The organism is Polaromonas sp. P1_F2 (assembly GCF_056405735.1).
Genome location: NZ_JBFUBN010000020.1, coordinates 17,328 through 40,197 on the forward strand (window position 1 = coordinate 17,328; position 22,870 = coordinate 40,197).

Genomic DNA, 22,870 nt, shown 5'->3' on the forward strand with positions numbered 1-22,870 from the left:
GGAAGGCCCTTCAGGCCTGGCGCTTGGCGGCAATGTGGTGATGGTCCTGGGTTCTGGTTTTGTAACGTCCGACCTGGCGGTCCAGTTTGTCGGTCAACTCGTCGACGGCGGCGTAAAGATCAGCGTGGGAACTCTCGGCAAACAGGTCGCGGCCCTTGACGTGCACATTGCACTCGGCCCGCTGGCGTCTTTCCTTTTCTTTCATGTTGTCCACTGTCAACAGGACTTTTACGTCCACTACCTGGTCGAAATGCCGGGTAATCCGATCCAGCTTGCTGGTCACATAGCCGCGCAGCGCGGGGGTGACTTCAAGATGGTGACCGCTGATCGTCAAGTTCATAAAGAGACTCCTTTTCCAGGGTTGGAGCTGGGGTTTGAAAACACCACCCGGCCCGTGAGGGAAGGGCGGCAGACGGGGACAACGCTCTTGGATTTACTATGCGCCCGAAGGCCTCCAATTGCAACCGGGCTTGCAATAAATAATGAAACCTTGTGAAAAACCCCTTGACCCTGCATTCCGCAGCGCAGTGCCGTGTCGGCGAGCCATCCGCGTGGGCGCGGCAAGCACTTGATTTCACTGATTTTTTCGCGGTCGGTGCGGCGCGCGAACGGGTGCCGGGCTTGCGGGAAATCCGTGCGGACGGCATCATGCGGACACCATTGACGCGTGTCTATCCGTGCCAGGACAAGCTCCGGGCAAGGACGGAGCGGGCCTGTCCGCGGGCAGCAGGAAACCATAACAACCGGCCTCTTCACGACCATGCATCGCCCGTTCCTATCCCATTCGCCGCAGACCCGGCCCGGCCATGTCGCTTGAGACCATTATTTCCTCCGCATTGACCCGGCCCGACGAGGATCGCAACGCCCTGGTGCTGATGGGCGGCGGCGCGCGCACCGCCTACCAGGCGGGCGTGTTGCACGCGCTGTCGACCATGCTGAGCCTGCAGGGCGGTGGGGCCGGCGAACGTTTTCCGTTCAGCATCCTGGTGGGTACGTCGGCCGGCGCGCTCAATGCCGCCTTCCTGGCCAGCCGCGCCGGCGAAGGCCTGCAGGCCTTTTCCCAACTCGCGAGCTTCTGGACCACGCTGCGTTCCTCGCAGGTTTACAAGCTCAAGGTGCCGGCGTGGATACGCTCGAGCCGCATTGCGGCGGCGCTGTTTTTGTCGCAGCAAATGCGGGCGCAGCAGGCCCTGCTGGATAACACACCACTGGTGGACACGCTGCATCGCGTGATTTCGCTGGGCCGCATCGAGCAGGCCCTGCAGGACAGGACCTTGCGCGCCTTGGCTGTCACGGCCTCCAGCTACAGCAGCGGCGTGCACTGGACGTTTTGCCAGATGGCGGCGGGCCGCCAGTCCGACCTGTGGAGCCGGCCCGGCCGCCGTGCCGAATTCCAGCCCATCACCATCGAGCACCTGATGGCGTCCAGCGCCATCCCCTTCCTGTTTCCATCCACGCCGCTGTGGGTGGACGGCCATCCCGAATTTTTCGGCGACGGTTCCATGCGCCAGAGCTCACCGCTGTCACCCGCGCTGCACCTGGGCGCCGGCAAGGTGCTGGTGATAGGCGTCGGCCAGCCCGAGCGGGCCGGTTTTGTCGGCGGCGGCAACGGCGCCAGCGTCACCGGCCGGCCCACGCTGGGCGCCATCGCCGGCCATGCCATGGCCAGCGTTTTCCAGGACACGCTGCAGGCCGACGTGGAGCAGGCCCAGCGCGTGAGCAAGACCGTGCGCCAGATGCCGCGGGAAATCGCGGCCGTCATGCCCTACCGCCCGGTGGACATCCTCGCGATCGCGCCTTCGCAGTCGCTGGACGCACTGGCGCAGGCCCATGCGGCCGAGTTGCCCACGGGTACCTACAACGCCCTCGCGGGCCTTGGTGCGCTGGGCGCCAAGGGCAGTCCCGGCGGTGCCGCGCTGGCCAGTTACCTGCTGTTCGAGCCGGGTTTTGTGAAGGCGCTGATGGCGCTGGGCGAGCACGACGCCTATGCGCGCAAGGACGAGTTGCTGGCCTTTTTTATGTAGTTTGAGCGGTGGATAAGCCGGGCTTGAAATGCCATAATCGCCGCTGATTCAATTACGGAGAAATCCTTGGAAAGCAGCCCTAGTCGCTAGCTTTCAACGCCGCAGACTGACGCAGGCTTGCAAAAGCTCACGTTCAAAAAGGGGGTTGAAAGCGATGCACCATCCCACCGCCCCTTTACCCCGCTTTCGCGCAAGGCCCCGAGCGCATGCCTTGCGCGGGCCCTTGAACCGATAGGCAGTCAGCCATGCTCAATATTTTCACGCTCGCCAACGGCCGGCTTTTCCAGGAAGAAATCGAATCCCTGGAAGAACTCTCCAAGTTCCAGCCGATCTGGGTGGACCTGGAATCCCCCACCCTCGAAGAAAAACGCTGGATCAAGCAGTACTACGGCCTGTCCATTCCCGAAGACGCGATGGATGAGGACATCGAAGAGTCCGCGCGGTTTTACGAGGAAGACAACGGCGAGCTGCACATACGTTCCGACTTCCTGATCGCCGACGACGCCGAACCGCGCACCGTCCGCGTGGCCTTCATCCTGAACCTCGTCAACGACGACCTCAAGAGCAAGGGCGTGCTGTTTTCCATCCACGACGAGGACGTGCCGGTGTTCCGGTTGCTGCGCATGCGCGCGCGCCGCGCGCCCGGCCTGATCGAGGATGCCAAGGAAGTGCTGCTCAAGCTGTTCGACGCCGACGCCGAATATTCGGCCGACACGCTCGAAGGCATTTACGTCGAGCTCGAAAAAGTCAGTGCCCAGGTGCTGTCGGGCGACGTGACCGACGCGCTGGCCGGCGAGGTACTGGGCGCCATCGCCCGCCACGAGGACTTGAACGGCCGCATACGCCGCAACATGATGGACACGCGCCGCGCCGTCAGTTTCATGATGCGCAGCAAGATGCTCAACGCCGAGCAGTTCGAGGAAGCGCGGCAGATCCTGCGCGACATCGATTCGCTGGACTCGCACACCGCCTTCCTGTTCGACAAGATCAACTTCCTGATGGACGCCACGGTCGGTTTCATCAACATCAACCAGAACAAGATCATCAAGATCTTCTCGGTGGCCAGCGTCGCGCTGTTGCCGCCCACGCTGATCGCCAGCGTCTACGGCATGAACTTCAAGCTCATGCCCGAGCTCGACTGGTCGCTGGGCTATCCCTACGCCATCCTGCTGATGGTGGCGAGCGCCGTGGTGCCCATGTGGTACTTCAGGAAGCGCGGCTGGCTGAAGTAGTCGCGGCGCTCAGGCGCCTGCGTATACCGGCTCGCAGCGCACCTCGGTCTTCACCGAGTTGGCGATAAAGCAGGCCTCGTGCGCGTCATGGTGCAGCTTGTCCAGCTCCTCGCGGCTGGGCTGGCGCTCACCGGAGAACGTCACCTCGGGGTGCAGGGTCACGATGGTCATGGCGACCTTGCCTTCGGCGTTCTTTTCCATCACGCCGGTCGCCGCGTCGAAGTAGCGGTCCACGCGGAACTTGCGCTTGACGGCCATGGTCAGGAACCACAGCATGTGGCAGCTCGACAGCGAAGACACAAACGCTTCTTCCGGGTCCAGTGCCGACGCGTCGGACATGGGCAGCGGCACGACGGACGGCGAGGATGAGCCCGGCACCTCCAGCCCGCCGTCAAAGCGCAGCAGGTGGCGGCGGCTGTAGCGGTTGTCCAGGAAGTCGGCGTCCTTGCGTTCCCACAAGGTTTCTGCGGCGTAGTGCGACATGGTCTGAAGGTCCGGAGTGAATCAGTTGAAAAAATCCCGTAGCGCCCGGGCTGTCGCCTCGGGCTGCTCTTCGGGAATGAAATGGCCGGCCGGCATGCCCCGGCCGGTGACTTCGCCGCTGCACTGGGCCTGCCACAGCGCCAGCGGGTCGAACATCCGGTGCACCACGCCGCGCTCGCCCCAGAGCACCAGCAGGTCGCAGGCCAGCTTCAGGCCTTGCGCGCGGCCGTCGCGGTCGTGCTCCAGGTCAATGCCGGCGCTGGCGCGGTAGTCCTCGCAAGCGGCGTGCAGCGCCTCGGCGTTGCAAAAGCTGCGCTCGTATTCAGCCAGCGCCTGAGGCTCGATGTAGCTCATGCCCGCGCTGCCCCAGCCGCCCAGCTTGGCGTGCAAATAGGCTTTGGCGGTTTCGGGATGGTTGGCGCCCATCATGATCTCGGGCAGCGGCGCCGGCTGCAGCATGTGGAACCAGTGGTAGTAGGCGCGGGCAAAGGCCATGTAGGGCTCGGTCATGCTGCGGCCCTCGTACATGTCCAGCGTGGGCGCGATGTCGATGACGCACAGCTTGTGCACGCGCGCGGCGTGGTCCAGGGCCAGCCTATGCGCCACACGCCCGCCGCGGTCGTGGCCGCACAGGAAAAAACGGTTGATACCCAGCGCGTCCATCACGCCTGTCATGTCGTGCGCCATGTTGCGCTTGCTGTAGTTGCTGTGGTCGGGCAGGCCTGCGGTTTTGGAGGAGTCGCCGTAGCCGCGCAGGTCGGGCATCACCAGGAAGTAATCACCGGCCAGGCGCTGGGCCACGCGGTGCCACATCACGTGCGATTGCGGAAAGCCGTGCAACAGCAGCAGCGCTGGTCGCTGCGGCTCGCCCAGCGTGGTTATAGAGACCCGCGCATTGATGGAGGCGCCGTTGACCTCAAAACTACGCGATTCAAAACCGTCAAACCAGGTCATGGGCAACTCCCGTCGGGGTTAAGTCTTGCGTTGGGACAGGTATTTTTGCAGATTTGCCGCCGCCCCTGCCCGCACCTTGGTGCGCAGAAAGGGCGTCCAGCCCAGCAGCAGGCCGGGCGCGCCCAGCGCCTGGCGCGACCAGGCCCAGAAATCAAAGTGGTCGCGGTGGCGGCTGATGAGCCCCTGTTCATTGAATTCGAACTCGCCGTCGATCACGTTGTGCACCATGCGCCCGGTGGTGCTGAAACGGTAGTCGGCCTCCCAGTGCGACTTGCCGCTGCGCGCATCGGCTTCAATGCCGCTCCAGCTGAGTTTCCAGACGTCGGCGCCCTTGGCTTTGGTCACGTCGCAGAGCATGTGCCACATGCCGGTGACCTCTTTGTGGCCCCGCAGCGAAAAGGCCTCGTCATCGAACTGCGCGTCGGGCGCATAGCAGGCGGCCATGGCATCGGAGTCGAGGCGGGCGAAGGATGCGTAGAAGTGTTCGAGGGTGATCTGGTTGGGATGCATGCTGTCTCCTGGTCGGGATTGTCGGGGTCTCGGGTGATGGACGGGTCCGCGAACTCTATAGCGCTCGCTGCCATGCAAGCGTCGCTCACGCGTCAGCCGGCCTTTTCCGGTTCCCCCGGTTCTTCCAGCAACTCCAGCAGCCGCTGCAACGCATGACGCACCGTGGCGCTGCGCACCGCGGCCCGGTCGCCGTCAAAACGCCGGACCTCCGACACCAGCCGCCCCGGCAGCGCAAAGGCAAACCATACCGTACCCACGGGTTTGGCCGCGCTACCGCCCGTCGGGCCGGCAACGCCCGTGACGGCCACAGCCACCTGGGCGCGTGAACGCTCCAGCGCGCCGGAGGCCATGGCGCGCGCCACTTCTTCGCTGACCGCGCCGTGCCTGGCGATCAGTGGGGCCGGGACGCCCAGCAATTCCGTCTTGGCCTCGTTGGAATAAGTGACGAAGCCGCGCTCAAACCAGTTGCTGGAGCCGGCCAGGTCGGTGCAGGCGGCGGAGATCATGCCGCCGGTACAGCTCTCGGCGGTGGCGAGCAACCGTCCCTGGGCCTGCAGCAGGACGGCGAGTTGTCCGGCCAGCTCGAGTACGCCGTTCACCAGAACCTCCAGAGGGCGATCACCAGCAGCGCGCAAAAGGCCGCGACAAAATCGTCAAACAGGATGCCGAAACCGCCGCGCCAGTTAAAGCCTTTGAAGGCCTGGTCGGCCCAGGCCACGGGACCGGGTTTCACGGCGTCAAAAAAGCGGAACAGCACAAAAGCGGCCAGCTGCGACCAGAAGTCCGCGGGCATCACCAGCCAAAGCACCAGCCAGAAGGCCACCACCTCATCCCAGACGATGCTGCCCGGGTCCAGGACGTTCATGGCCTTGGCCGTTACGGTGCAGGCCCACCAGCCCACCAGGGTGGAGGCGGCGATCAGCCAGCCCATTTCAGCCGGCGTGAGCCACTGCTGCAGCACCAGGAAGGCCAGCCAGGCCCACAGCGTGCCGGCCGTGCCGGGCGCGACCGGGCTCAGGCCGGCGCCAAAGCCCAGGGCGATGAAATGCGCGGGATGCGACAGCAAAAATTTCGCGGTGGGCCGGAAGGCGGGCGGCGGCGTGGTGTCGGTCATGGTGGGGGTTGCCAGGCGCGGATGCCCGGGAAGGCCCCGGGCTATTGGCTGATTTTGTCACAGCGGTTTCACACGCTGCCTGCACAGTCCAGCGATTCACCAGCAAGAGGGATTTCGGATGAGCAAACACAAGCAGGTTTTAAGCAAGATGAACGCATTGACCCTGGCCGCCGCTTGCGCGCTGTGCCTCGCGGCCGGCAGCGGCCGGGCGCAAACCGCACCGGCGGTGGAGGCCACGCTGGCGGGCCATGCGGCGCTGGCTGCCGATGCCTCGGTGGCCGCCCCTCGCGATGCGGGCGCCTTCTTCGCCACGGCGGGTAAATTCGCCAACGCCAGGCGCCAGCGCAATGAGCAGCTCGGCAGCGAAAGCGCCAACACCTTTGTCGGAGACCCCAAATACCCGCGCGCTTCCGGCGGCACGCTGCCGATGAAAGGCCAGTCGGTGCAGGGATTTTCGGGCATCGTCTTCCTGGGCAAGGGCGAGTTCCTGGCGCTGACCGACAACGGCTTCGGCAACAAGGTCAACTCGCAGGACGCGCTGCTGATGGTGCACCGGCTCTCGGCCGACTGGAACAAGGGCCAGGTTCTGCGCCGCGGCACGACCTTCCTGAGCGACCCGGACAAGCGCGTGCCTTTTCACATCCAGAATGAAAACACCCAGCGCCGCTATCTCACCGGCATCGACTTCGATCCCGAATCCCTGCAAGTGGTGGGCAACGAATGGTGGATAGGCGACGAGTTCGGTCCTTACGTGCTGCGCACCGACTTCCAGGGCCGCGTGCTGGGCGTGATCGAGACGGTCATTAGCGGCAAGTTGCACGCCTCGCCAGACCACTATATGCAGGGGCGGCTGCCGAATCTCCCCGGCGAGGCCTTGTTCGAGGTGCGCCGCTCCAACGGCTTTGAGTCCATGGCCAAATCACCCGACGGCAGCAAGCTCTACCCGATGTTTGAAGGCCCGCTGTTCGATGCCGCGACCAAAAGCGTGGAGAAGGCCGGCGACAAAACCTATGTGCGCATCAATGAACTGGACGTCGCCACGCACAGCTACACCGGCAAGCAGTGGAAATACCTGCTCGAAGAAGTGGGCAATGTGGCCGCCGACTTTCAGTTGCTGGACTTCACCACAGGCCTGGTTATCGAGCGTGACGACAGCACCGAAGGCATCGCGCCGGCATGCCCCAATGAAGCGCGCACCGATTGTTTTACCCGGCCCGCGCGTTTCAAGCGCGTCTACAAGATCGACCTGGCAGCCGCCGATGCGGACGGCTTTGTGCGCAAGGTCGCCTACATCGACCTGACTCGCATCGCCAACCCGAAGCGCCTGGCCAAACTGGGCTCTAACGAAGCGGTCTTTGCATTGCCGCACCTGGGCCCCGAAGGGCTTGCGGTGGTCGATGCCACGCACATCGTGCTGGTCAACGACAACAATTTCCCGTTTTCATCCGGCCGCGAGATCGGCAAGCCCGATGCGAATGAGCTGACCCTGCTGGATATCCGTGCGCTGATTGAGGCCAAATAAGCGAATCGGTCAACTGGCGGGCGGGCCGCTCACCAGGTCTCTTTCGCGGCTGAACCACTCGGCCCAATAGTCGATGCAGGCCCGGATTTTCGGCAGCCGGTGGCGCCCGCCCAGCGTCACGGCGTGGATGGGCACGGGCTGCTCGTCGACAAAGCCCGCAAGCACCGGCACCAGCAGGCCGCGCCGCACCAGCGGCTCGGCCGCCAGCATGGCAAAGCGCGCAATGCCCAGGCCCTGCAGGGCCAGCTGGCTGGTCGTGCCGGTGGAGTCGGCGCGCCAGCAGCCGTCTGCCGTGACCACCACGGGCTGGCCTTCGATGATGAAAGGCCAGCGGTTGAGCGAGGTCGCGGCGCTATTGCTGATCAGGCGGTGCCGGCCCAGGTCGTCGGGATGCTCCGGCGTACCATGGGCCTCCAGGTAAGCCGGTGTGGCGTACAGCCGCCGCCCATGTGTGCCTATCTGGCGCATCACCGAGTTTTCGTTCGTATGCATGCCGCTGCGGATCGCGATGTCGACACCGTCGCGCACCATGTCCACCAGGCGGTCGTCCACTTTCAGTTCCACGCGAACATGCGGGTGGCGCTGGTGAAGCCCTTCGAGGCTGGGCACCAGCAGGTATTCGGCCATGACAGTGCTGGCCGCCACCCGCACCCAGCCGCTGGCCTCGCCGCTCTGGCTGGCGAACTCGCCTTCGAGGTCGTCCAGCGTCTGTGTCATGCGCCGGCAATAGCCGAGGAAGGTTTCGCCCTCGGGCGTCAGGGTCAGCGCGTGCGTGCTGCGCTGCACCAGCCGTGCATTGCAGGTTTTCTCGATGCGGGCGATGGCGCGTGATACCTGGCTGACAGGCACATCCCGCGCACGGGCTACGGCCGAGAAACTGCCCAGTTCGGCCACGCGCGCGAACAAGTGCATGTCGTCAAAGTTCAGGTTCCGCATGCCGGCCATATTACCCAGGGCCGGGGTTTTCTGTTTTGCGTCTGGTGCAAGACGGATTTGCGGCGCGGGTGGTTTCCGCCGGTGGCTGTTTTGCGCACAGTAGCCCTGTAGCCCCGTTATCAGGAAAACGGGCTACTTCGAAAGGACACGTTCATGAACTACCTCTACACCGCAGCCGAAGAAAACCGCCTGGCAACCGCCGCCGAAACCGAAGCCCGCCGTTTGCGCGCCTTGGCCGCGGCTGAGTTCTGGTCCGCCATTGTCAACTGGGCCTGCAGCGCGGCCGGTCGGCTTGCGCACCGCACGCAGCTGGGGGCCAATCCGCGCCCTCAGGCGAAGTGATCGAAGGAGGCGTAGTGCCGCTCCAGCAGCGCCCCCCCCGCATCCAGCAGGCGCAGGCCGGGATCCTTGTCAATGCGGCCTATCCGGCTGACGGGTGTTTGTGCCTGGCGAGCAGCGGCCCGCACGGCCTCACGGGCCGAGGCCGGAGCGGTAAAGGCGAGCTCGTAGTCGTCGCCGCCCGCCAGCGCGAACGCCATCTGCTTTTCAGCATCGATTCCGGCCGCTGCCCAATCGGAACGTGAAGAAGCAGCGACCAGATTGAGCGCGAGTGCCGTTTCAAGCGTGGCGCCTGTTTTCGAGGCGTGCAGGATGTGGCTAAGGTCGCCGAGCAAACCGTCGCTCACGTCGATGGCCGCCGAGGCAATACCGCGCAGCGCCTGGCCCAATGCGATGCGCGGCGTGGGCTGCTCCAGCCTTCGCCTGGCCTGGGCCAGCATGCCGGACGGCAAGGTCAAGGCGCCACGCAGCGCCTCCAGCGCCAGCCGGGCGTCGCCCAGCGTGCCGCTGACATAAACGTCGTCACCGGGTCTGGCGCCCGAACGCAGCAGCGCCTGGCTCTTTCCGTTCAGCACCGGGACTTCGCCGAACACGGTGATGCAGATGTTGAGCGGCCCTTGTGTAGTGTCGCCGCCCACCAGTTCGCAGCCATGCGTATCGGCCAGCGCCAGCAGGCCTTGCGAAAACGCGGCGAGCCAGGTTTCGTCGACCCGCGGCAAGGCCAGGGCCAGCGTGAAGGCCAGGGGCTTGGCGCCGCAGGCGGCCAGGTCGCTGAGGTTGACGGCCAGCGCCTTGTGGCCCAGCGTGAAAGGATCCACGTCCGCGAAGAAGTGCCGGCCCTCGACCAGCATGTCGCTGGAGATGGCTGTCTGCGTGCCGGGCGCCGGCTGCAGCAGCGCGCAGTCGTCGCCCACACCCAGCGCGGCGCGCGCGGCGGGGCGTGTGAAGTAGCGTGCGATCAGGTCAAATTCACCCATGGCGCAGAGCATACAGGCTGCGCCCCGGGCACCAGGGTCAGGGATATTGCTGGTGCGCGACGCCGCCGCGGAAGCGGTCGGCCGCCTGGCGTATGACTTCGGCCAGCAGGTGCTCCTCGCCCTGTTTTTCGCGCAGCCATCGGGCGTCGTTGTCGCCGCGCTCCACGCTGTTGCGCAGCAGGTGCAGCGAGGCGCCCGCGCCCATGCCGGTGGCATGGCGCTCGATCTGTGCCATGGTCAACAGGATGTGCTCGCGCAGCGGCATGTGGCCGCCGGTGGCAGGGTCCACATAGACCGCGTCCAGGCCGAAGCGGCAGGCCTGGAAACGGTTGTAGGTGTAGACCAGGTAATCGTCCTCGGTGGGCATGAAGGGCTGCTCGTGCATGAACCAGGAAGCCAGCGACTGCACGAAGCCGGCCAGCGCGGTGGCGCGCTCCACCGTGAGCGGCGTGTCGAACACCCGGATTTCGATGGTGCCGAATTCCGGCTTGGGCCGGATGTCCCAGTAGAAATCCTTCATGCTCTTGACCACGCCGGTGCGCGTCATCTTGTCGAAGTAGACGGTGAAGTCGTCCCAGGTCAGCGCGAAGGGCGCACGGCCCGACAGCGGAAAGGCGAACACCGAGTTGAGCCGGGCCGAATCGAAGGCCGTGTCCTGGCCCTGCACATAGGGCGAGGAGGCAGACAGCGCGATGAAGTGCGGAATGTAGCGCGACATGCGGTGCAGCGTCAGCAGCGCGCTGTCGGCGTCGGGGCAACCCACGTGCACGTGCTGGCCGAAAATCGTGAACTGCTTGGAAAGGTAGCCGTAGAGCTCGGACAACTCGCGAAAGCGCGGCTTGTCGTAAATGCGGCGCTCATGCCACTGCTGGAAGGGATGGGTGCCGCCGCCGACCACGGCAATGTTGAGCTTGTCAGCGCTCTTGACCAGCGCATCGCGGATCTGCGAGAGCTGGCCCAGCACCTCCGACGCGTTGCGGCACACGCCGGTCGAGATCTCGATCATGCTGGAGGTCATCTCGGGCACCACGGCGCCCGGCAGCGGGATTTTGGACATCAGGCGCAGCATGTCCTCGGCGTAAGGCGCCAAGTCGTAGTCGTGCGTGTTCACCAGCTGCAGCTCAAGCTCCACGCCCAGCGACAATGCGGCCGATTTGTGAAAGGGTTCAAGGCTCATGGACGGGTCCGGATGCGGGGCCGCGCGTGAGCGGCGCCCAGGGTTTGGAACTTTCGCCGGCGCGGTAAATGGCCAAGGTGGCCAGCACCGCGCCCAGCACCTCCATCAGCAGGATGGCGGGCAGGGCCACACTGGCGATCTGGCGGCCCAAAGCGCCCGAGGCCGTGGCGAACTGCGACACCAGCAGCAGCGCGACCGAGGACATCGGCGACATCGCGCAGCCCACCCACAGGGCCTGCTTCCAGCTGGCGCCGCTGCCGACGTTGCCGAGAGCGACACCGGCGATCTTTGCCACCATGCGCGCGACGACCATGGCGATGACCAGGCCCGCCACCGGGCCGCTCCAGTCGGCCTGCGCCGCCACCACCGAGACCAGTACGAACATCAGCATGGTCAGCATGGACGAGGCCGTGCCCATCTGCCGCGGCCACGACCAGGGGCGCGGATTGAGCTGCTTGAGCAGCATGCCGCCCAGCAGCGCCGCCAGCGGCGCCGAGCCGCCGAAGTGGGCGGCCAGCGCGGCGCCCGCGGCGATCAGGGCCAGCAGCAGGATGGCGGTGTTCTCGCTGGTGGGGCTCATCACGCGCAGCGCGGTGCGCAGCATCAGGGCCAACGCCGCGCCCACCACCACGGAAAGGCCCAGTACCACCAGCACCGGGTACAGCGTGCTGAGCACGCCGGCCACGCCCGAGTCGGGCCGGTGCATCATGCCGGCGCGTGCGCTGCATAGCGTCAGCGCATACAGCGTGCCCAGCGTGGACAGCACCAATGCACGTTCGGTGACGGGGCCGGCGGCGCGAGTGTCTATGGCCACGCGCGACAGCACGGCGGGCGAGGCGGCCATGGCCAGCAGGGCCAGCGGTTCTGCCACGGCCTCACGCACGCTCATCGCGTGCAGGGCCCAGTACACCAGGATGAAGGTCAAGGACGCTTCGGCCAGGCTTTGAACCAGCACCATGGGGTTGTGGCGAAACCAGCGCAGCGGAATGCGCCCACCGGCTTCGAACAGCACCACAGCCACGCCCAATTCCAGCAGGAAGAGCCCGGTGCCCTGGAGCGGCCAGGCCGCGCCGCTGAAACCGGCCAGGCCGGCAAAGCCGCCGACCAGCGAATAGCCGACCACCTTGGGCAGGCCGGTGTAGCGGTTCAGGAGATGGCCCGCGGCGGCAGCCAGCGCGAGCAGCACGGACCACTGCACGGTCGGCAAGCCCGCCGAAGGCTTGATCCATTCAGCCCAGATGGCCAGGATTTCGTTCATGAGGAAGGGGTCTCCACTCTGATGGGAACTTCTGCAGACAAGCCCTTGAAGGCGGCATGTTGCACGTTGGTCGGCCAGCCTGGTGGCGTGAGGCCCGGTGGGTTTGCGCGAAAGAAAAGTTGTTGCATTAATTTACAGGCGCGCTGTTGCCAGGCCTGTAGGACAAGGCCGGAAATCTGGCCCCACGCTTGTTGCTCGAAGAGTCCAGTGAACAGACCAGCAGGGGCCGCGGGACTGGCTTTGCCAGACCGCAGGCGCCGTCCCCTCGAGGGGAGAACAGGCTACACGCAGTGAGCCTGGACAGGGGGGCGCCAGTTACTCAGGCATGAAGAAGCTGCGGGGGTGGCTGCGCCATCGCGCCCAGATGGCGGCGCGGATACGCGCACGGTCGACATTGCTCACGTTGTGCGCCTGCAGGGCCAGGCGGAACGCGAGGTAAAAACTCACGCCGAGGTTCAGCGCGCCTATCAGCGGAATGGCCGCGATGCACCACCAGATGGTCAGGTGCTTGAACGCTTCCAGGCCCAGCGAGGCGCCGGCCGCGGCCAACTGGCCGGTCGACAGCGTGACGTGGCGCGCTTCAAGCTCCACGCCGAAGAAGCCGGTGAAGGCCGGGATCAGTCCCAGCATGAAGCCCAGCGCGATATTGGAGGCGAAGCCGGAGATGTTGTCGCGCATGAAGGCGGACCAGCGCGCCGCGCGCTCGCTGCCGAGGAATGCGGTGATGCGCGGGTTGTGGCGCATGGCCGAGTCCAGGCGATGCAGCACAAACCAGTTTTCGGTCCAGCCCGCGATCATGCTGGCCGCGAACAATATGCCGCCGGTGAAACCCGCCCACATCAACGTGGGGCCCAGCAGCGTCAGCGTGCCCAGCACGTGCTCGGCCTCGGTGTGGCTGATCATGGGCCGGCCCAGCAGCAGCAGGACCAGCGTGTTGACCAGCAGCACAGCCGGCACCACCATGAAGACGTTGCCGAAGACCGCGGCCACCTGCGAACGCACCAGGTGCGTGACCTCGTCAACAAAGGCCGCGATGGTGCTGCTCGCATCGGCCGAGCCGAGGTCCTTGAGCTTGGCCGCCATGGCCGGCGCCGTCATGGCGGGCTGCTTGGTGGCCAGCGTGAAATGCAGCAACTGGATCAGGATGAAGCTGGCGGAATACATGACGGCGGACCAGAAGCCGCTCCAGAAGGCCGAAAGGCCCACCGCCACGATCATGAACTTGAGCAGCGTGGTAAAGGCCGTGATGGCGCCACCGCCCATGGCCTTGCCCAGCATTTCGCGGTATTCGCCGCGCGTGCGGGTGATGTAGGTTTCGCCGGTTTCGGCGCTGCGCTCGGCCACCTTGGCCGACAGCAGCGTGGAGTTGGCGCTGATCAGCGCGCTGATGCTCTTGCCTTCCTGCGCCGTGATGACGCGGCGTCCCAGCAGCTTGACGGCCGCCATGGCGGGCTTGGGCGAGACCAGGCTGTCCAGCAGTTCGCGCACGCGCAGCATGCGCTCGCGCAGCTGGCGCAGCCGAAACACCATGCCGACCGAGATGCCGTTGTCCTCCAGGTGCGTGTAGATGCTGTTGACGGCCTGGCGGCAGGCGTCCAGCCGCTCACGGTATTGCGCGATCGCGGCCTGCAGCTGTGCCTCGTCGCGTTCGGGCTTGAAGAAGGCGTTGCGCAGCCCGTCGATGTCGGCCGGCAGCGCGTGGAAGGCGCGCGCGTGCGGTGTGGCGCGGTTCATGCGCAGGCGCAGCTCTGGCGCGAAACCCGTGGCGCGTATCTGGGCCGTGCAGTAGGTCAACGCGTCCATCAGGCTGTAGTGCCAGTGCAGCGTGTCCATGTCGGGACTGGCCGATAGCATCAGGGCCAGCCGGGCGACCTGCAGCTCTTCGAGCGCGCCCATCCATTGCGCGTCGAAGCGCGTGGGCGCCACCAGGGGGAACAGCTCGGAGGCGTCGACGGTTTCTGGCGTGCCGGGCAGCAGTTTGCGGCGCAGGCGCTCGGCCAGTTCACTGACAAAAGCCGTGCGCGGCGCGAAGCCGAAATCGGCCAGCAAGGTGGTGATGTCGACCGTCTGGATCAGTGTCTGCCACCAGGCCCGCATGCGTGCCTGGATCTCGGGCTGCCGCTCGACGGCATCCATGAGGGCCTGCACCCGCGAGACGGCGGCCGCGACGGAGGTCTCGTCGCCGCGTATCCATTCGAAGAGCTTGATCAGCCAGACATGGCGCTGTGCCAGTCCGGCGTCCGGGTCCAGCGCCTTGAGCAGGGAGGCCAGGTCTTTCATCGGGCAGTCAGGGCCGTGGGCTCAATGCAGGACACGGCCGGGCGGGGTGGCGCCGTTGCCGTTGCCGCTGTGCGCCTCCAGCACGAACATGGGAATCGGCGCCTCGAAACGCTCGCCGTCCTCGGCCACGCAAAAATAGCTGCCGTGCATGGTGCCGCTGGGCGTGCGCAGGCGCGACCCGCTGGTGTACTGGAAGGATTCGCCGGGCTTGAGCAGCGGCTGGTGGCCGACCACGCCCAGGCCCTTGACCTCTTCGTTGTGGCCGTTGGCATCGCTGATGACCCAGTGGCGCGAGATCAGCTGGGCCGTGACCTCGCCGGTGTTGGTGACCGTGACGGTATAGGAAAACCCGTAGACGTGGTCTTCCGGCGCCGACTGTTCGGGCAGGTACTGGGGCACGGCTTCGCAGGAAAATTGGTATTTGGGCATGGCTGAAAGTATTGAAACCTGTTCACGGTCTAAACGAGGCCCCGTTTAGACCGTGAACAGGTTCTCAGCGACCATGTTAACCGCCTGCTGCGGCTGTTGGCCGGGCGAAACAGCCTGCGCCGTCGAGGCCCGGCGCGGGCCGCGGCTTGCTGCGACAATCCTGACATGCCTAAAAACCAGCCGCCCACCTACCGCATCGCCCCTTCCATCCTGTCCGCCGATTTCGCCCGACTGGGCGACGAGATCAAGGCCGTCGTCGCCGGCGGCGCCGACTGGATCCACTTCGACGTGATGGACAACCACTATGTGCCCAACCTGACGTTCGGGCCCATGATCTGCCAGGCGCTCAAGCCGCACGCCAAAAAAGCCGACGGCACGCCGGTGCCGGTGGACGTCCACCTGATGGTGCAGCCCGTCGATGCGCTGGCCGCGGCCTTTGCCGACGCGGGCGCCGACCTGGTCAGCTTCCACCCTGAAGCCTCCGGCCATGTGCACCGCAGCGTGCAGGCCATCAAGTCCAAGGGCTGCAAGGCCGGGCTGGTGTTCAACCCGGCCACGCCGCTGGACGTGCTGGACTGGGTGATCGAGGACATCGACCTGATTCTCATCATGAGCGTCAACCCCGGCTTCGGCGGGCAAAGCTTCATCGACTCCGCGCTGCGCAAGATCGAGGAGGCGCGCAAGCGCATCGATGCCTCGGGCAAGGACATCCGCCTCGAAGTCGACGGCGGCATCAAGACCGACAACATCGCGCGCGTGGCCGCCGCGGGCGCCGACACTTTTGTGGCGGGCAGCGCTATTTTTGGAAAACCCGATTACAAGGCGGTGATTGACGCCATGCGGGCGGAACTGGTGAAATAGGCCGGCGCGCGTCGATGCGGACCCGCGCGCGCCAACCCCGGTAACCGGCCGGGCCGGATGCCGGCCTCGCCACCCATGGAGGAGCCGCATGACTGAAGCCGTAAGCGAGCAAGCCGGGCGGGGCCCCGCGCGCCGCTCCCGCATCCTGGTGGTGGACGACACGGCGGACGTCCGGTTTTTCCTCGTGGCCCTGTTGCGGGACGGTTATGAGGTGGAGGCCTGCGAGTCGGGTGAAGAGGGCTTGCAGGTGGCGCTGTCCGACAGGCGCCCCGAGATCATCCTGCTGGACGTGATGATGCCCGGTATGGACGGTTACGAGGTCATGCGGCGGCTGGCGCGCGATTCGCGCACGGCCGACATTCCCGTCATCTTTCTCACGGCGCTCAGCAGCGTGGAGGAAGAGCAGTTCGGATTGGACCTGGGCGCCACCGACTACATCACCAAACCCATCAGCCCGCCCGTGCTGCTGGCACGCGTGAGGCTGCACCTGGAGCGCAGCGCCAATGCCAAGCGCCTGAAGACCCTGTCCGAGCAGCTGTCGCGCTACCTCGCGCCGCAGGTCTACCAGTCGCTGTTTGACGGTTCCCGCCAGGCCGAGATCCAGACCCAGCGCAAGCGGCTGACGGTGTTTTTCTCGGACATCAAGAACTTCACGGCCTCCACGGCGCAGTGGCAGCCCGAAGAAGTTACCTTTTTGCTCAACAGTTACTTTGAGGAAATGTCGCAGATCGCCGCCGAATACGGCGCAACCCTGGACAAATTCATCGGCGACGCCATTGTCATTTTCTTCGGCGACCCCCACACCCTGGGCCCGCGCCAGGACGCTGTGCAATGCGTGAAGATGGCCGTCGCCATGCAGCAGCGCATGGCCGAGCTGCAGCGGCGCTGGAAGGCCATGGGCATTCCCAAGGCCTTCGAGATACGCATAGGCATCAACTCCGGCTTCTGCGACGTCGGCAACTTCGGCAGCAATCTGCGCATGGACTACACCATCATCGGCCGTGAAGTGAACCTGGCCGCTCGGCTCGAACAGGCCGCGGAGCCCGGCGGCATCCTGATTTCGAGGGATACCCACGACCTTGTGCAGGACGAGATCGAGGTCGAGGCGCGCGAGCCGGTCGTCGCCAAGGGATTCGCCGAACCGATCACGGTCTATGCGGTCCGCAAAACCCCGGCGGCGCCAGCAGGGGCGGGGGTCATCCAATGCGACCGGCCCGGCCTGCGCCTGGAGCTGGATCCGGGACGCCTTACGCCCGAGCAGCGCGTGGACGCCGCCGCCGAGTTGCGCAGGGCGCTGGGCAGCCTGGAGGCGCTTGCGGAGGCTGGGAACAGCGAGGCCGGGAAGGGCGCCGACGGGCCGGCCCCGGTGGCCGAAACCGGCACACCGGCGGCCCGCCTCGCCGCCGTGCAGGCGGCGGATGCGGCAGGTTCCGCCGAGGAGGCGCTGCCCGACAGCATCGCCGGGCTCGACGTGCCCCTGGGGCTGAGCCGGGCGATGAACATGAAAGGGTTTTACATCTCGATGCTGCGCCGCTTCGTGGACGGCCGCGCGGACACGCCGGCACGCATCCGCGAGGCGCTGGCGGCAGATGACCTGAAGGCGGCGGAGTTGCTCAGCCATTCCTTGCGCGGTGTTTCGGCGCAGATCGGCGCCACGCAATTGCCGCTGGACGCAGGCGCGCTGGAGCAGGCGCTTCATGACAAGGGGCCGCGCGCCGGCATTGACGACCTGCTGCTGCGCATGGAGGCCTCGCTGGGGGAATTGATGGCGGCGCTGCGGTCCGCCTTGCCGCCGCCGCCCGCGGAATCGCCGTGAATGCCGGGGCCCACCCAGTTGGTGTATCTTCTTCCTGAGGGCGTGCACCATTTGAGCGGGCCCCGGACCTTAGAATCAGGCAGCGCTTCGGCGTATGTCATGCCCCTTACCACAGAGAGGAGCTACACCGTGCAATACAACGATATTTACGCCGTCACGCCCAAAGGCCAGCAGGAATTGCGCAGCGCCGCCACCACGATTTCGCCGCCTGAACTGGAGCTGCTGGTGCGCCTCGACGGCATCCTGTCCCTGGCCCAGATCCGCCAGAGCGTGGGCGAAGCTGTCGGCGCGACGCTCGACAACACCGTGAAACTGCTGCTGGCCAAGGGGCTCGTGACCCAGGTCGAGCCGGACCCGTTCGCCGCCTCCCTGCAGTTCCAGCTGAGCCCCACGGCGCTCACCGAGGCCGGCGCCGAGGCCGATTTCTGCGCGGCCACGCTGAAGAAATCCAATTACTACGTCCGCATCGCACGCAAGCGCGAGCAGCCGCGCCAGCGCGCGCCCGGCGAACGCCTGTCGGCCATCGTCGTGGACGACGATGAGCACCTGGCAAAGTTTCTGAGCCACTACCTGACCTTCGAGGGTTTTGACATACGGGTGGCGGGCTCCCGCGCCGAAGTGGTGGCCGAGTTCCGCAAACCGCCGATTCCAGACCTGGTGCTGCTGGACGTGATGCTGCCCGATGCCGACGGGTTCGACATCCTGCTGCGCATCCGCTCGCACCCGCAGCTCAAGGACATCCCGGTGATCATGCTCACGGCGAAGGCGACCCGCGAGGCGGTGCTCAAGGGCCTGGCCAGCGGCGCGGACGGCTACATCACCAAGCCCGTGGAGACTGAATCGCTGATCCAGGCGGTCCGCACCGTGCTGGGCTCGCAGTAGCGCACAGGCATGGCGAAATGAGCCGCTTTTCTGGCAAACCAGGCCTGCCGGCTCAAGCGCCATGAAGTCGCCTTTTCGCGCGACCATCAATGTCGCCCTGTTCACCGGGATGATCCTGATCATCCTGAGCATCGCGGCTTCCTACTTCACCATCAATACGCTGCTCAGCGGCACGCAAAGCGAAACGCAGGCGCGTGAAACAGTGCTGCTTCTGGAGCAGGTCGTCGCGGAGTTCAAGGCGGCGGAGTCCTCGCAGCGGCGCTACCTGCTGACCAATACCGCCACCGACCTCGCCGCATACCAGGAGGCCCGCACGCTGAGCCAGCAGGCGCAGCAGAGGGTGCACGCGGCCGCCGGCACCAGCCAGGACTGGCGCACGCTGGAGGACGCCATGACGCGCCGCTTCGCGCTGATGGAGCAGGCCATCGCCGTCCGGCAGCAAACCGGACTGGAAGCGGCTGCCGCCATCATCGGCGGCGAGCCCAACCGCCGGCTTTATGACGAGATCGAAACGCTGGTGACGCGTATCAAGACGGCGGAAACCCAGGCCCTGGAGCGTTCGAAAGAGGAAACGCGGCAAAGCGCCCAGACCGTCAAGCAACTGATCCTGCTGGGCGGGCTGTTGTGCCTGAGCGTGTTCGGCTGGGCCATCCAGATGATTGTCCGGTCGCAGGAAAAGCGCCGCCGCGTCGAGGCCAGGCTTTCCGACAGCGAGGCCATGAGCCGGGCCGTGACTGAAAGCATGGCCGAAGGCCTGGTGACCGCCACCCAGGAAGGCATCATCGTCAATGCCAACAGCGCCGCCCGCCACCTCTTCGGCTACCGGCTCGACGACCTGGTGGGCCGGGAGGTGACCATGCTGCTGCCCACGCGCTACCGCATGGGTTTCCAGGCCTTCTTCGCCAGCCTGACAAACCGCCAGCGCGGCTTTCGCGAATGGGACGTCAAGGTTCTGGGCCTGCGCCACGACGGCACCGAGTTCCCGGTAAACGCATCGTTCGGCGACGTCAACGTGGGCGGCAGCCGGCTGTTCACGGCCATCATTCACGACATCACCGAAAGCAACCGCATCAGCGACGCCCTGCGCGACAGCGAGGCCCAGTTGCGCGAGCTGACCGACGCCGTGCCGGCCCTGATCGCCTATGTCGACAGGGAGGAGCGCTTCCAGTTCCACAACCGGGCCTATGAAGAGGCCTTGGGCCTCGGGCGCGAGCAGATACAGAACCGGACCCTGCTGGAAGTCCTGGGACCGCAGCTGTACGACCAGGTCAAAGGCCATGTCGAGGAGGCGCTGGCCGGTTATTCGGTGCGCTACGAATTTGAGCTGGCGCCCCTCGGCGGCGAACGGCGCGAATACGTCATGAGTTATTTTCCGCGCTACGGCGAGGGAGACGAGCAGGGCACCGTCATCGGCTTCTCCTCGTTGGGCAACGACGTCACCGAACTCAAACGCATAGACCGCATGAAGAGCGAGTTCGTCTCCACCGTCAGCCATGAACTGCGCACACCGTTGACCTCCATACGCGGTTCGCTGGGCCTGGTCTGGGGCGGCGTGACAGGCGAGCTGCCGGCGCAGGCCAAAAACCTGGTGGGCATCGCCCAGAGCAACTGTGAGCGCCTGATCCGGCTCATCAACGACATTCTCGACAGCGAAAAGATCGAGTCCGGCAAGATGAGCTTTGAGTTGCGGCCGATGGAACTGGAACCTCTGCTGGAGCAGGCCCTTGCCGCCAATGAAGGTTTCGCGGAGCAGCACGGCGTGAAGCTGGTGATGGGCAGGATGGAAGCGCCTGTTCAGGTCTGCGTCGACAGCGACCGGCTGATCCAGGTGATGACCAACCTGCTGTCCAATGCCATCAAGTTTTCGATGCCTGGCAGCGCCGTGCAGGTGGCGCTGCGCACGGATGCGGGACGCGCCCGGGTGGAAATCATCGACAACGGCCCCGGCATTCCGGATGAATTCCGCCAGCGAATCTTCCAGAAATTTTCCCAGGCCGACTCCTCCGACACGCGGAAAAAAGGCGGCACCGGCCTGGGCCTGAGCATTTCCAAAGCCATCATCGAGCGCATGGATGGCACCATAGGCTTCACCACGGAAAGCCAGGTGGGTAGCACATTCTTTTTCGAGCTGCCGGTGTGGCGGGAAGCGCCGCCGGTCACGGCGCCCATGGGGCTCGACGGCGTAATGCGCCCGCGCGTGCTGGTATACGAAGACGACCCCGACGTGGCCAAGCTCATCGGCATGATGCTGGACAAGGGCGGTTATGACGCAGACATGGCGCACACCCCCGAACAGGCGCGCGACTACCTCAAGATGGAATCGTACGCGGCGATGACGGTGGACGTCAGGCTGCCCTACGAGAACGGGTTCTCGCTGATACGTGAGCTGCGGGCGAACAAGCACACGGCGCGCCTGCCTGTGCTGGTACTGTCGGTCACCGCTGCGGAGGCGCGCCAGCATGCCGGCAGTCAGGCGCTGGGCATCTCGGGCTGGCTGGAAAAGCCCCTCGATGAGCAACGCCTGCTCGACAGCCTGGACCGCGCGATAGAGGCAAGGCGCCGCGCCAGGCAGAGCGCCTCTTGAGAGCCGCTCAAGCTATACCCTTCTCAGTCTGTCGCATGAATCCTCCTGTTCTGACCCGCACTCACTTCGATGCCGCCATGGTGGACCTGGACGGCACGCTGGTGGACACGCTCGGAGACTTCGTGGCCGCCGTGAACGCGATGCTGGCCGACCTGCATCGGCCGGGCCAGGCGCACCATCAACTTGATGCGGCGACCGTGGAGCGCATGGTGGGAAAGGGCTCTGAAAACCTCGTGAGGGCGGTGCTGGCGCATGCGGCGGCGGACTTGCCGGCGCGCTATGCCGAAGCCTTTGCCAGCTACCAGCGGCATTACGCGGCCATCAACGGATTGCACTCGACGGTGTATGCGGGTGGGCTGGAAGGGCTGCACACCTTGCAGCAAGCCGGGCTCAAGCTGGCCTGCCTGACCAACAAGCCGCTCGCCATGGCGCGCCAACTGCTCAAGCTCAAGGGCCTGGACGGATTTTTCAGCGAGGTTTTTGGTGGTGATTCCTTCGCGCGCAAGAAACCCGATCCCTTGCCCTTGCTCAAGACCTGCGAGGCGCTGGGCAGCGCCCCTGCGCGCACGCTGATGATCGGTGATTCCAGCAATGACGCGCGGGCCGCGCGGGCGGCTGGTTGTCCCGTGCTGCTGGTGACCTATGGCTATAACCATGGCGAGCCGGTGCGAGAGGTGGACGCCGACGGCTTTCTCGACTCGCTGGCCGGGCTGCGTTTTCAAAAATGACGCGGTAAAAACGGCAACGGGGCTTGCGCCCCGTTGATCGTGTGAAAGCCGCGGTCGCTTTGGACCGTGAACAGCTGTTTAGTTCGTCTTGCCCAGCATCGCATCCTTGAGTTTCCAGTCGGCGGGCTGGGGGCCCAGCCAGATGCGCACCAGGGCATTGAAAAATTCGACTTCCTTGAAGGGCTCGCCTTGCGGTTTGCCTTTGACCGAGATGACGGTTCCGGTTCCGGGAATCCAGTCGATGGTGAAGCCCTCGCCGGCCACCAGCTTCTTCTGGTCGGCAAAGAGCTGGCCCATCTTGATGAGTCCGGGGATGAGCTTGGACATTTCCGCCTTGGGTGCGTTTTCGGTGAAGGCCGTGGTGAAGCTCTTGCCCAGTTCATTGGAGTCGATATCGCGCAGCAGGGTGATGCTGATGCGCTTGGGGCCGGCCATGGTGTAGACCTCTTCGGGGGTAGCGGCCTTTTTGGGCAGGTACAACGCGGCCACATAGACCTTGAACACCGCCTTGTAACGAATGCCGGCCCCGTTGAGCTGCAGTTTGGTGCCGTGAACCTCGATCGGGTCGTCGAGCTTGACGCCCGACACCTCCATCGGCGCAGCAAAGGCGCCGAATGAGAGCATCAGGCCGGCCAGGCCCGCAAGGCATCGCGTTGTCAAAGTCATGGGTTGTCTCCAAAGAATGGTTGGAATAGAACGAGCGTTCTTTTTTATCTCCTCATTTTCGAGTTCAGGGGCAGCCCCTCGCAAGAGGGTTTGCGAGA

22 protein-coding genes are annotated in these 22,870 nt (G+C 65.3%); 9 read left to right on the forward strand and 13 right to left on the reverse strand.

What is annotated here, in order from left to right:
* Positions 1–10: 10 nt before the first annotated feature.
* A complete protein-coding gene (gene hpf, locus AC1D0O_RS24545) occupies positions 11–340 on the reverse strand; it encodes a ribosome hibernation-promoting factor, HPF/YfiA family (RefSeq protein ID WP_411879632.1) in 330 nt (109 codons plus the stop codon).
* Positions 341–806: 466 nt separating this feature from the next.
* Between hpf and AC1D0O_RS24550 the strand changes: the two genes are divergently transcribed.
* Both AC1D0O_RS24550 and corA read left to right on the forward strand, forming a co-directional pair.
* The gene (locus AC1D0O_RS24550; protein WP_477656097.1) at positions 807–2,024 is read left to right on the forward strand and encodes a patatin-like phospholipase family protein; all 1,218 of its coding nucleotides are present in this window, start codon (positions 807–809) and stop codon (positions 2,022–2,024) included.
* A 245-nt stretch (positions 2,025–2,269) separates the two neighbouring features.
* Positions 2,270–3,256, forward strand: coding sequence for a magnesium/cobalt transporter CorA (gene corA / locus AC1D0O_RS24555; protein WP_436155921.1), 987 nt, complete (start codon positions 2,270–2,272; stop codon positions 3,254–3,256).
* A 9-nt stretch (positions 3,257–3,265) separates the two neighbouring features.
* Here corA and AC1D0O_RS24560 read toward each other — a convergent pair whose 3' ends face one another.
* From AC1D0O_RS24560 to AC1D0O_RS24580, 5 genes are all read right to left on the reverse strand, one after another.
* Positions 3,266–3,739, reverse strand: a complete 474-nt coding sequence (locus AC1D0O_RS24560; RefSeq protein ID WP_477656098.1) for an OsmC family protein — start codon at positions 3,737–3,739, stop codon at positions 3,266–3,268.
* A 21-nt stretch (positions 3,740–3,760) separates the two neighbouring features.
* Complete coding sequence (locus AC1D0O_RS24565; RefSeq protein ID WP_477656099.1) at positions 3,761–4,693, reverse strand: alpha/beta fold hydrolase; 933 nt, start codon at positions 4,691–4,693, stop codon at positions 3,761–3,763.
* Between the two features lie 18 nt (positions 4,694–4,711).
* Entirely contained in the window at positions 4,712–5,203 is a 492-nt protein-coding gene (locus AC1D0O_RS24570; RefSeq protein WP_477656100.1) for a nuclear transport factor 2 family protein, read from the reverse strand.
* A 92-nt stretch (positions 5,204–5,295) separates the two neighbouring features.
* A complete protein-coding gene (locus AC1D0O_RS24575; protein WP_477656101.1) occupies positions 5,296–5,802 on the reverse strand; it encodes a CinA family protein in 507 nt (168 codons plus the stop codon).
* Positions 5,799–6,317 carry a phosphatidylglycerophosphatase A family protein gene (locus AC1D0O_RS24580; protein ID WP_477656102.1) on the reverse strand — a complete coding sequence of 173 codons (519 nt, stop codon included), beginning with the start codon at positions 6,315–6,317 and terminating at the stop codon, positions 5,799–5,801. The genes AC1D0O_RS24575 and AC1D0O_RS24580 overlap by 4 nt, the downstream gene beginning before the upstream one ends.
* 118 nt (positions 6,318–6,435) lie before the next feature.
* On the opposite strand from AC1D0O_RS24580, the gene AC1D0O_RS24585 reads away from it, so the two are divergent.
* A complete protein-coding gene (locus AC1D0O_RS24585) occupies positions 6,436–7,839 on the forward strand; it encodes an esterase-like activity of phytase family protein (protein ID WP_477656103.1) in 1,404 nt (467 codons plus the stop codon).
* A gap of 9 nt (positions 7,840–7,848) precedes the next feature.
* On the opposite strand, the gene AC1D0O_RS24590 is transcribed toward AC1D0O_RS24585, so the two are convergent.
* On the reverse strand, positions 7,849–8,775 hold the full coding sequence (locus AC1D0O_RS24590; RefSeq protein ID WP_477656104.1) for a LysR family transcriptional regulator: 927 nt from the start codon (positions 8,773–8,775) through the stop codon (positions 7,849–7,851).
* A gap of 153 nt (positions 8,776–8,928) precedes the next feature.
* On the opposite strand from AC1D0O_RS24590, the gene AC1D0O_RS24595 reads away from it, so the two are divergent.
* The gene (locus AC1D0O_RS24595) at positions 8,929–9,117 is read left to right on the forward strand and encodes a hypothetical protein (RefSeq protein ID WP_477656105.1); all 189 of its coding nucleotides are present in this window, start codon (positions 8,929–8,931) and stop codon (positions 9,115–9,117) included.
* Here AC1D0O_RS24595 and thiL read toward each other — a convergent pair.
* From thiL to apaG, 5 genes are all read right to left on the reverse strand, one after another.
* Entirely contained in the window at positions 9,105–10,091 is a 987-nt protein-coding gene (gene thiL, locus AC1D0O_RS24600; RefSeq protein WP_477656106.1) for a thiamine-phosphate kinase, read from the reverse strand. The genes AC1D0O_RS24595 and thiL overlap by 13 nt on opposite strands.
* Positions 10,092–10,128: 37 nt before the next feature.
* The gene (locus tag AC1D0O_RS24605) at positions 10,129–11,268 is read right to left on the reverse strand and encodes a YbdK family carboxylate-amine ligase (RefSeq protein ID WP_477656107.1); all 1,140 of its coding nucleotides are present in this window, start codon (positions 11,266–11,268) and stop codon (positions 10,129–10,131) included.
* A complete protein-coding gene (locus tag AC1D0O_RS24610) occupies positions 11,258–12,526 on the reverse strand; it encodes a cation:proton antiporter (protein ID WP_477656108.1) in 1,269 nt (422 codons plus the stop codon). The genes AC1D0O_RS24605 and AC1D0O_RS24610 overlap by 11 nt, the downstream gene beginning before the upstream one ends.
* 315 nt (positions 12,527–12,841) lie before the next feature.
* Positions 12,842–14,806 (reverse strand): site-specific recombinase, encoded by a 1,965-nt coding sequence (locus AC1D0O_RS24615; protein WP_477656109.1) that lies wholly within the window; start codon positions 14,804–14,806, stop codon positions 12,842–12,844.
* A 21-nt stretch (positions 14,807–14,827) separates the two neighbouring features.
* Positions 14,828–15,235, reverse strand: coding sequence for a Co2+/Mg2+ efflux protein ApaG (apaG, locus tag AC1D0O_RS24620; protein ID WP_477656110.1), 408 nt, complete (start codon positions 15,233–15,235; stop codon positions 14,828–14,830).
* Between the two features lie 165 nt (positions 15,236–15,400).
* Here apaG and rpe point away from each other — a divergent pair, with 165 nt between their 5' ends.
* From rpe to gph, 5 genes are all read left to right on the forward strand, one after another.
* On the forward strand, positions 15,401–16,096 hold the full coding sequence (gene rpe / locus AC1D0O_RS24625) for a ribulose-phosphate 3-epimerase (RefSeq protein WP_477656111.1): 696 nt from the start codon (positions 15,401–15,403) through the stop codon (positions 16,094–16,096).
* Positions 16,097–16,184: 88 nt separating this feature from the next.
* Positions 16,185–17,912, forward strand: coding sequence for an adenylate/guanylate cyclase domain-containing protein (locus AC1D0O_RS24630; protein ID WP_477656112.1), 1,728 nt, complete (start codon positions 16,185–16,187; stop codon positions 17,910–17,912).
* A gap of 129 nt (positions 17,913–18,041) precedes the next feature.
* The gene (locus AC1D0O_RS24635) at positions 18,042–18,794 is read left to right on the forward strand and encodes a response regulator (RefSeq protein WP_477656113.1); all 753 of its coding nucleotides are present in this window, start codon (positions 18,042–18,044) and stop codon (positions 18,792–18,794) included.
* A 61-nt stretch (positions 18,795–18,855) separates the two neighbouring features.
* Positions 18,856–21,378 carry a PAS domain S-box protein gene (locus AC1D0O_RS24640; RefSeq protein ID WP_477656114.1) on the forward strand — a complete coding sequence of 841 codons (2,523 nt, stop codon included), beginning with the start codon at positions 18,856–18,858 and terminating at the stop codon, positions 21,376–21,378.
* A gap of 35 nt (positions 21,379–21,413) precedes the next feature.
* Entirely contained in the window at positions 21,414–22,106 is a 693-nt protein-coding gene (gene gph / locus AC1D0O_RS24645; RefSeq protein WP_477656115.1) for a phosphoglycolate phosphatase, read from the forward strand.
* A 78-nt stretch (positions 22,107–22,184) separates the two neighbouring features.
* Here gph and AC1D0O_RS24650 read toward each other — a convergent pair whose 3' ends face one another.
* Positions 22,185–22,772, reverse strand: coding sequence for a chalcone isomerase family protein (locus AC1D0O_RS24650; RefSeq protein ID WP_477656116.1), 588 nt, complete (start codon positions 22,770–22,772; stop codon positions 22,185–22,187).
* Between the last annotated feature and the right edge of the window lie 98 nt (positions 22,773–22,870).

What these genes read in the sequence shown, in the direction of transcription:
- hpf (WP_411879632.1), bottom strand. Translation starts at nt 340, where the DNA reads ATGAACTTGACGATCAGCGGTCACCATCTTGAAGTCACCCCCGCGCTG.
- AC1D0O_RS24550 (WP_477656097.1), top strand. Translation starts at nt 807, where the DNA reads ATGTCGCTTGAGACCATTATTTCCTCCGCATTGACCCGGCCCGACGAG.
- corA (WP_436155921.1), top strand. Translation starts at nt 2,270, where the DNA reads ATGCTCAATATTTTCACGCTCGCCAACGGCCGGCTTTTCCAGGAAGAA.
- AC1D0O_RS24560 (WP_477656098.1), bottom strand. Translation starts at nt 3,739, where the DNA reads ATGTCGCACTACGCCGCAGAAACCTTGTGGGAACGCAAGGACGCCGAC.
- AC1D0O_RS24565 (WP_477656099.1), bottom strand. Translation starts at nt 4,693, where the DNA reads ATGACCTGGTTTGACGGTTTTGAATCGCGTAGTTTTGAGGTCAACGGC.
- AC1D0O_RS24570 (WP_477656100.1), bottom strand. Translation starts at nt 5,203, where the DNA reads ATGCATCCCAACCAGATCACCCTCGAACACTTCTACGCATCCTTCGCC.
- AC1D0O_RS24580 (WP_477656102.1), bottom strand. Translation starts at nt 6,317, where the DNA reads ATGACCGACACCACGCCGCCGCCCGCCTTCCGGCCCACCGCGAAATTT.
- AC1D0O_RS24585 (WP_477656103.1), top strand. Translation starts at nt 6,436, where the DNA reads ATGAGCAAACACAAGCAGGTTTTAAGCAAGATGAACGCATTGACCCTG.
- AC1D0O_RS24590 (WP_477656104.1), bottom strand. Translation starts at nt 8,775, where the DNA reads ATGCGGAACCTGAACTTTGACGACATGCACTTGTTCGCGCGCGTGGCC.
- AC1D0O_RS24595 (WP_477656105.1), top strand. Translation starts at nt 8,929, where the DNA reads ATGAACTACCTCTACACCGCAGCCGAAGAAAACCGCCTGGCAACCGCC.
- thiL (WP_477656106.1), bottom strand. Translation starts at nt 10,091, where the DNA reads ATGGGTGAATTTGACCTGATCGCACGCTACTTCACACGCCCCGCCGCG.
- AC1D0O_RS24605 (WP_477656107.1), bottom strand. Translation starts at nt 11,268, where the DNA reads ATGAGCCTTGAACCCTTTCACAAATCGGCCGCATTGTCGCTGGGCGTG.
- AC1D0O_RS24610 (WP_477656108.1), bottom strand. Translation starts at nt 12,526, where the DNA reads ATGAACGAAATCCTGGCCATCTGGGCTGAATGGATCAAGCCTTCGGCG.
- AC1D0O_RS24615 (WP_477656109.1), bottom strand. Translation starts at nt 14,806, where the DNA reads ATGAAAGACCTGGCCTCCCTGCTCAAGGCGCTGGACCCGGACGCCGGA.
- apaG (WP_477656110.1), bottom strand. Translation starts at nt 15,235, where the DNA reads ATGCCCAAATACCAATTTTCCTGCGAAGCCGTGCCCCAGTACCTGCCC.
- rpe (WP_477656111.1), top strand. Translation starts at nt 15,401, where the DNA reads ATGCCTAAAAACCAGCCGCCCACCTACCGCATCGCCCCTTCCATCCTG.
- AC1D0O_RS24630 (WP_477656112.1), top strand. Translation starts at nt 16,185, where the DNA reads ATGACTGAAGCCGTAAGCGAGCAAGCCGGGCGGGGCCCCGCGCGCCGC.
- AC1D0O_RS24640 (WP_477656114.1), top strand. Translation starts at nt 18,856, where the DNA reads ATGAAGTCGCCTTTTCGCGCGACCATCAATGTCGCCCTGTTCACCGGG.
- gph (WP_477656115.1), top strand. Translation starts at nt 21,414, where the DNA reads ATGAATCCTCCTGTTCTGACCCGCACTCACTTCGATGCCGCCATGGTG.
- AC1D0O_RS24650 (WP_477656116.1), bottom strand. Translation starts at nt 22,772, where the DNA reads ATGACTTTGACAACGCGATGCCTTGCGGGCCTGGCCGGCCTGATGCTC.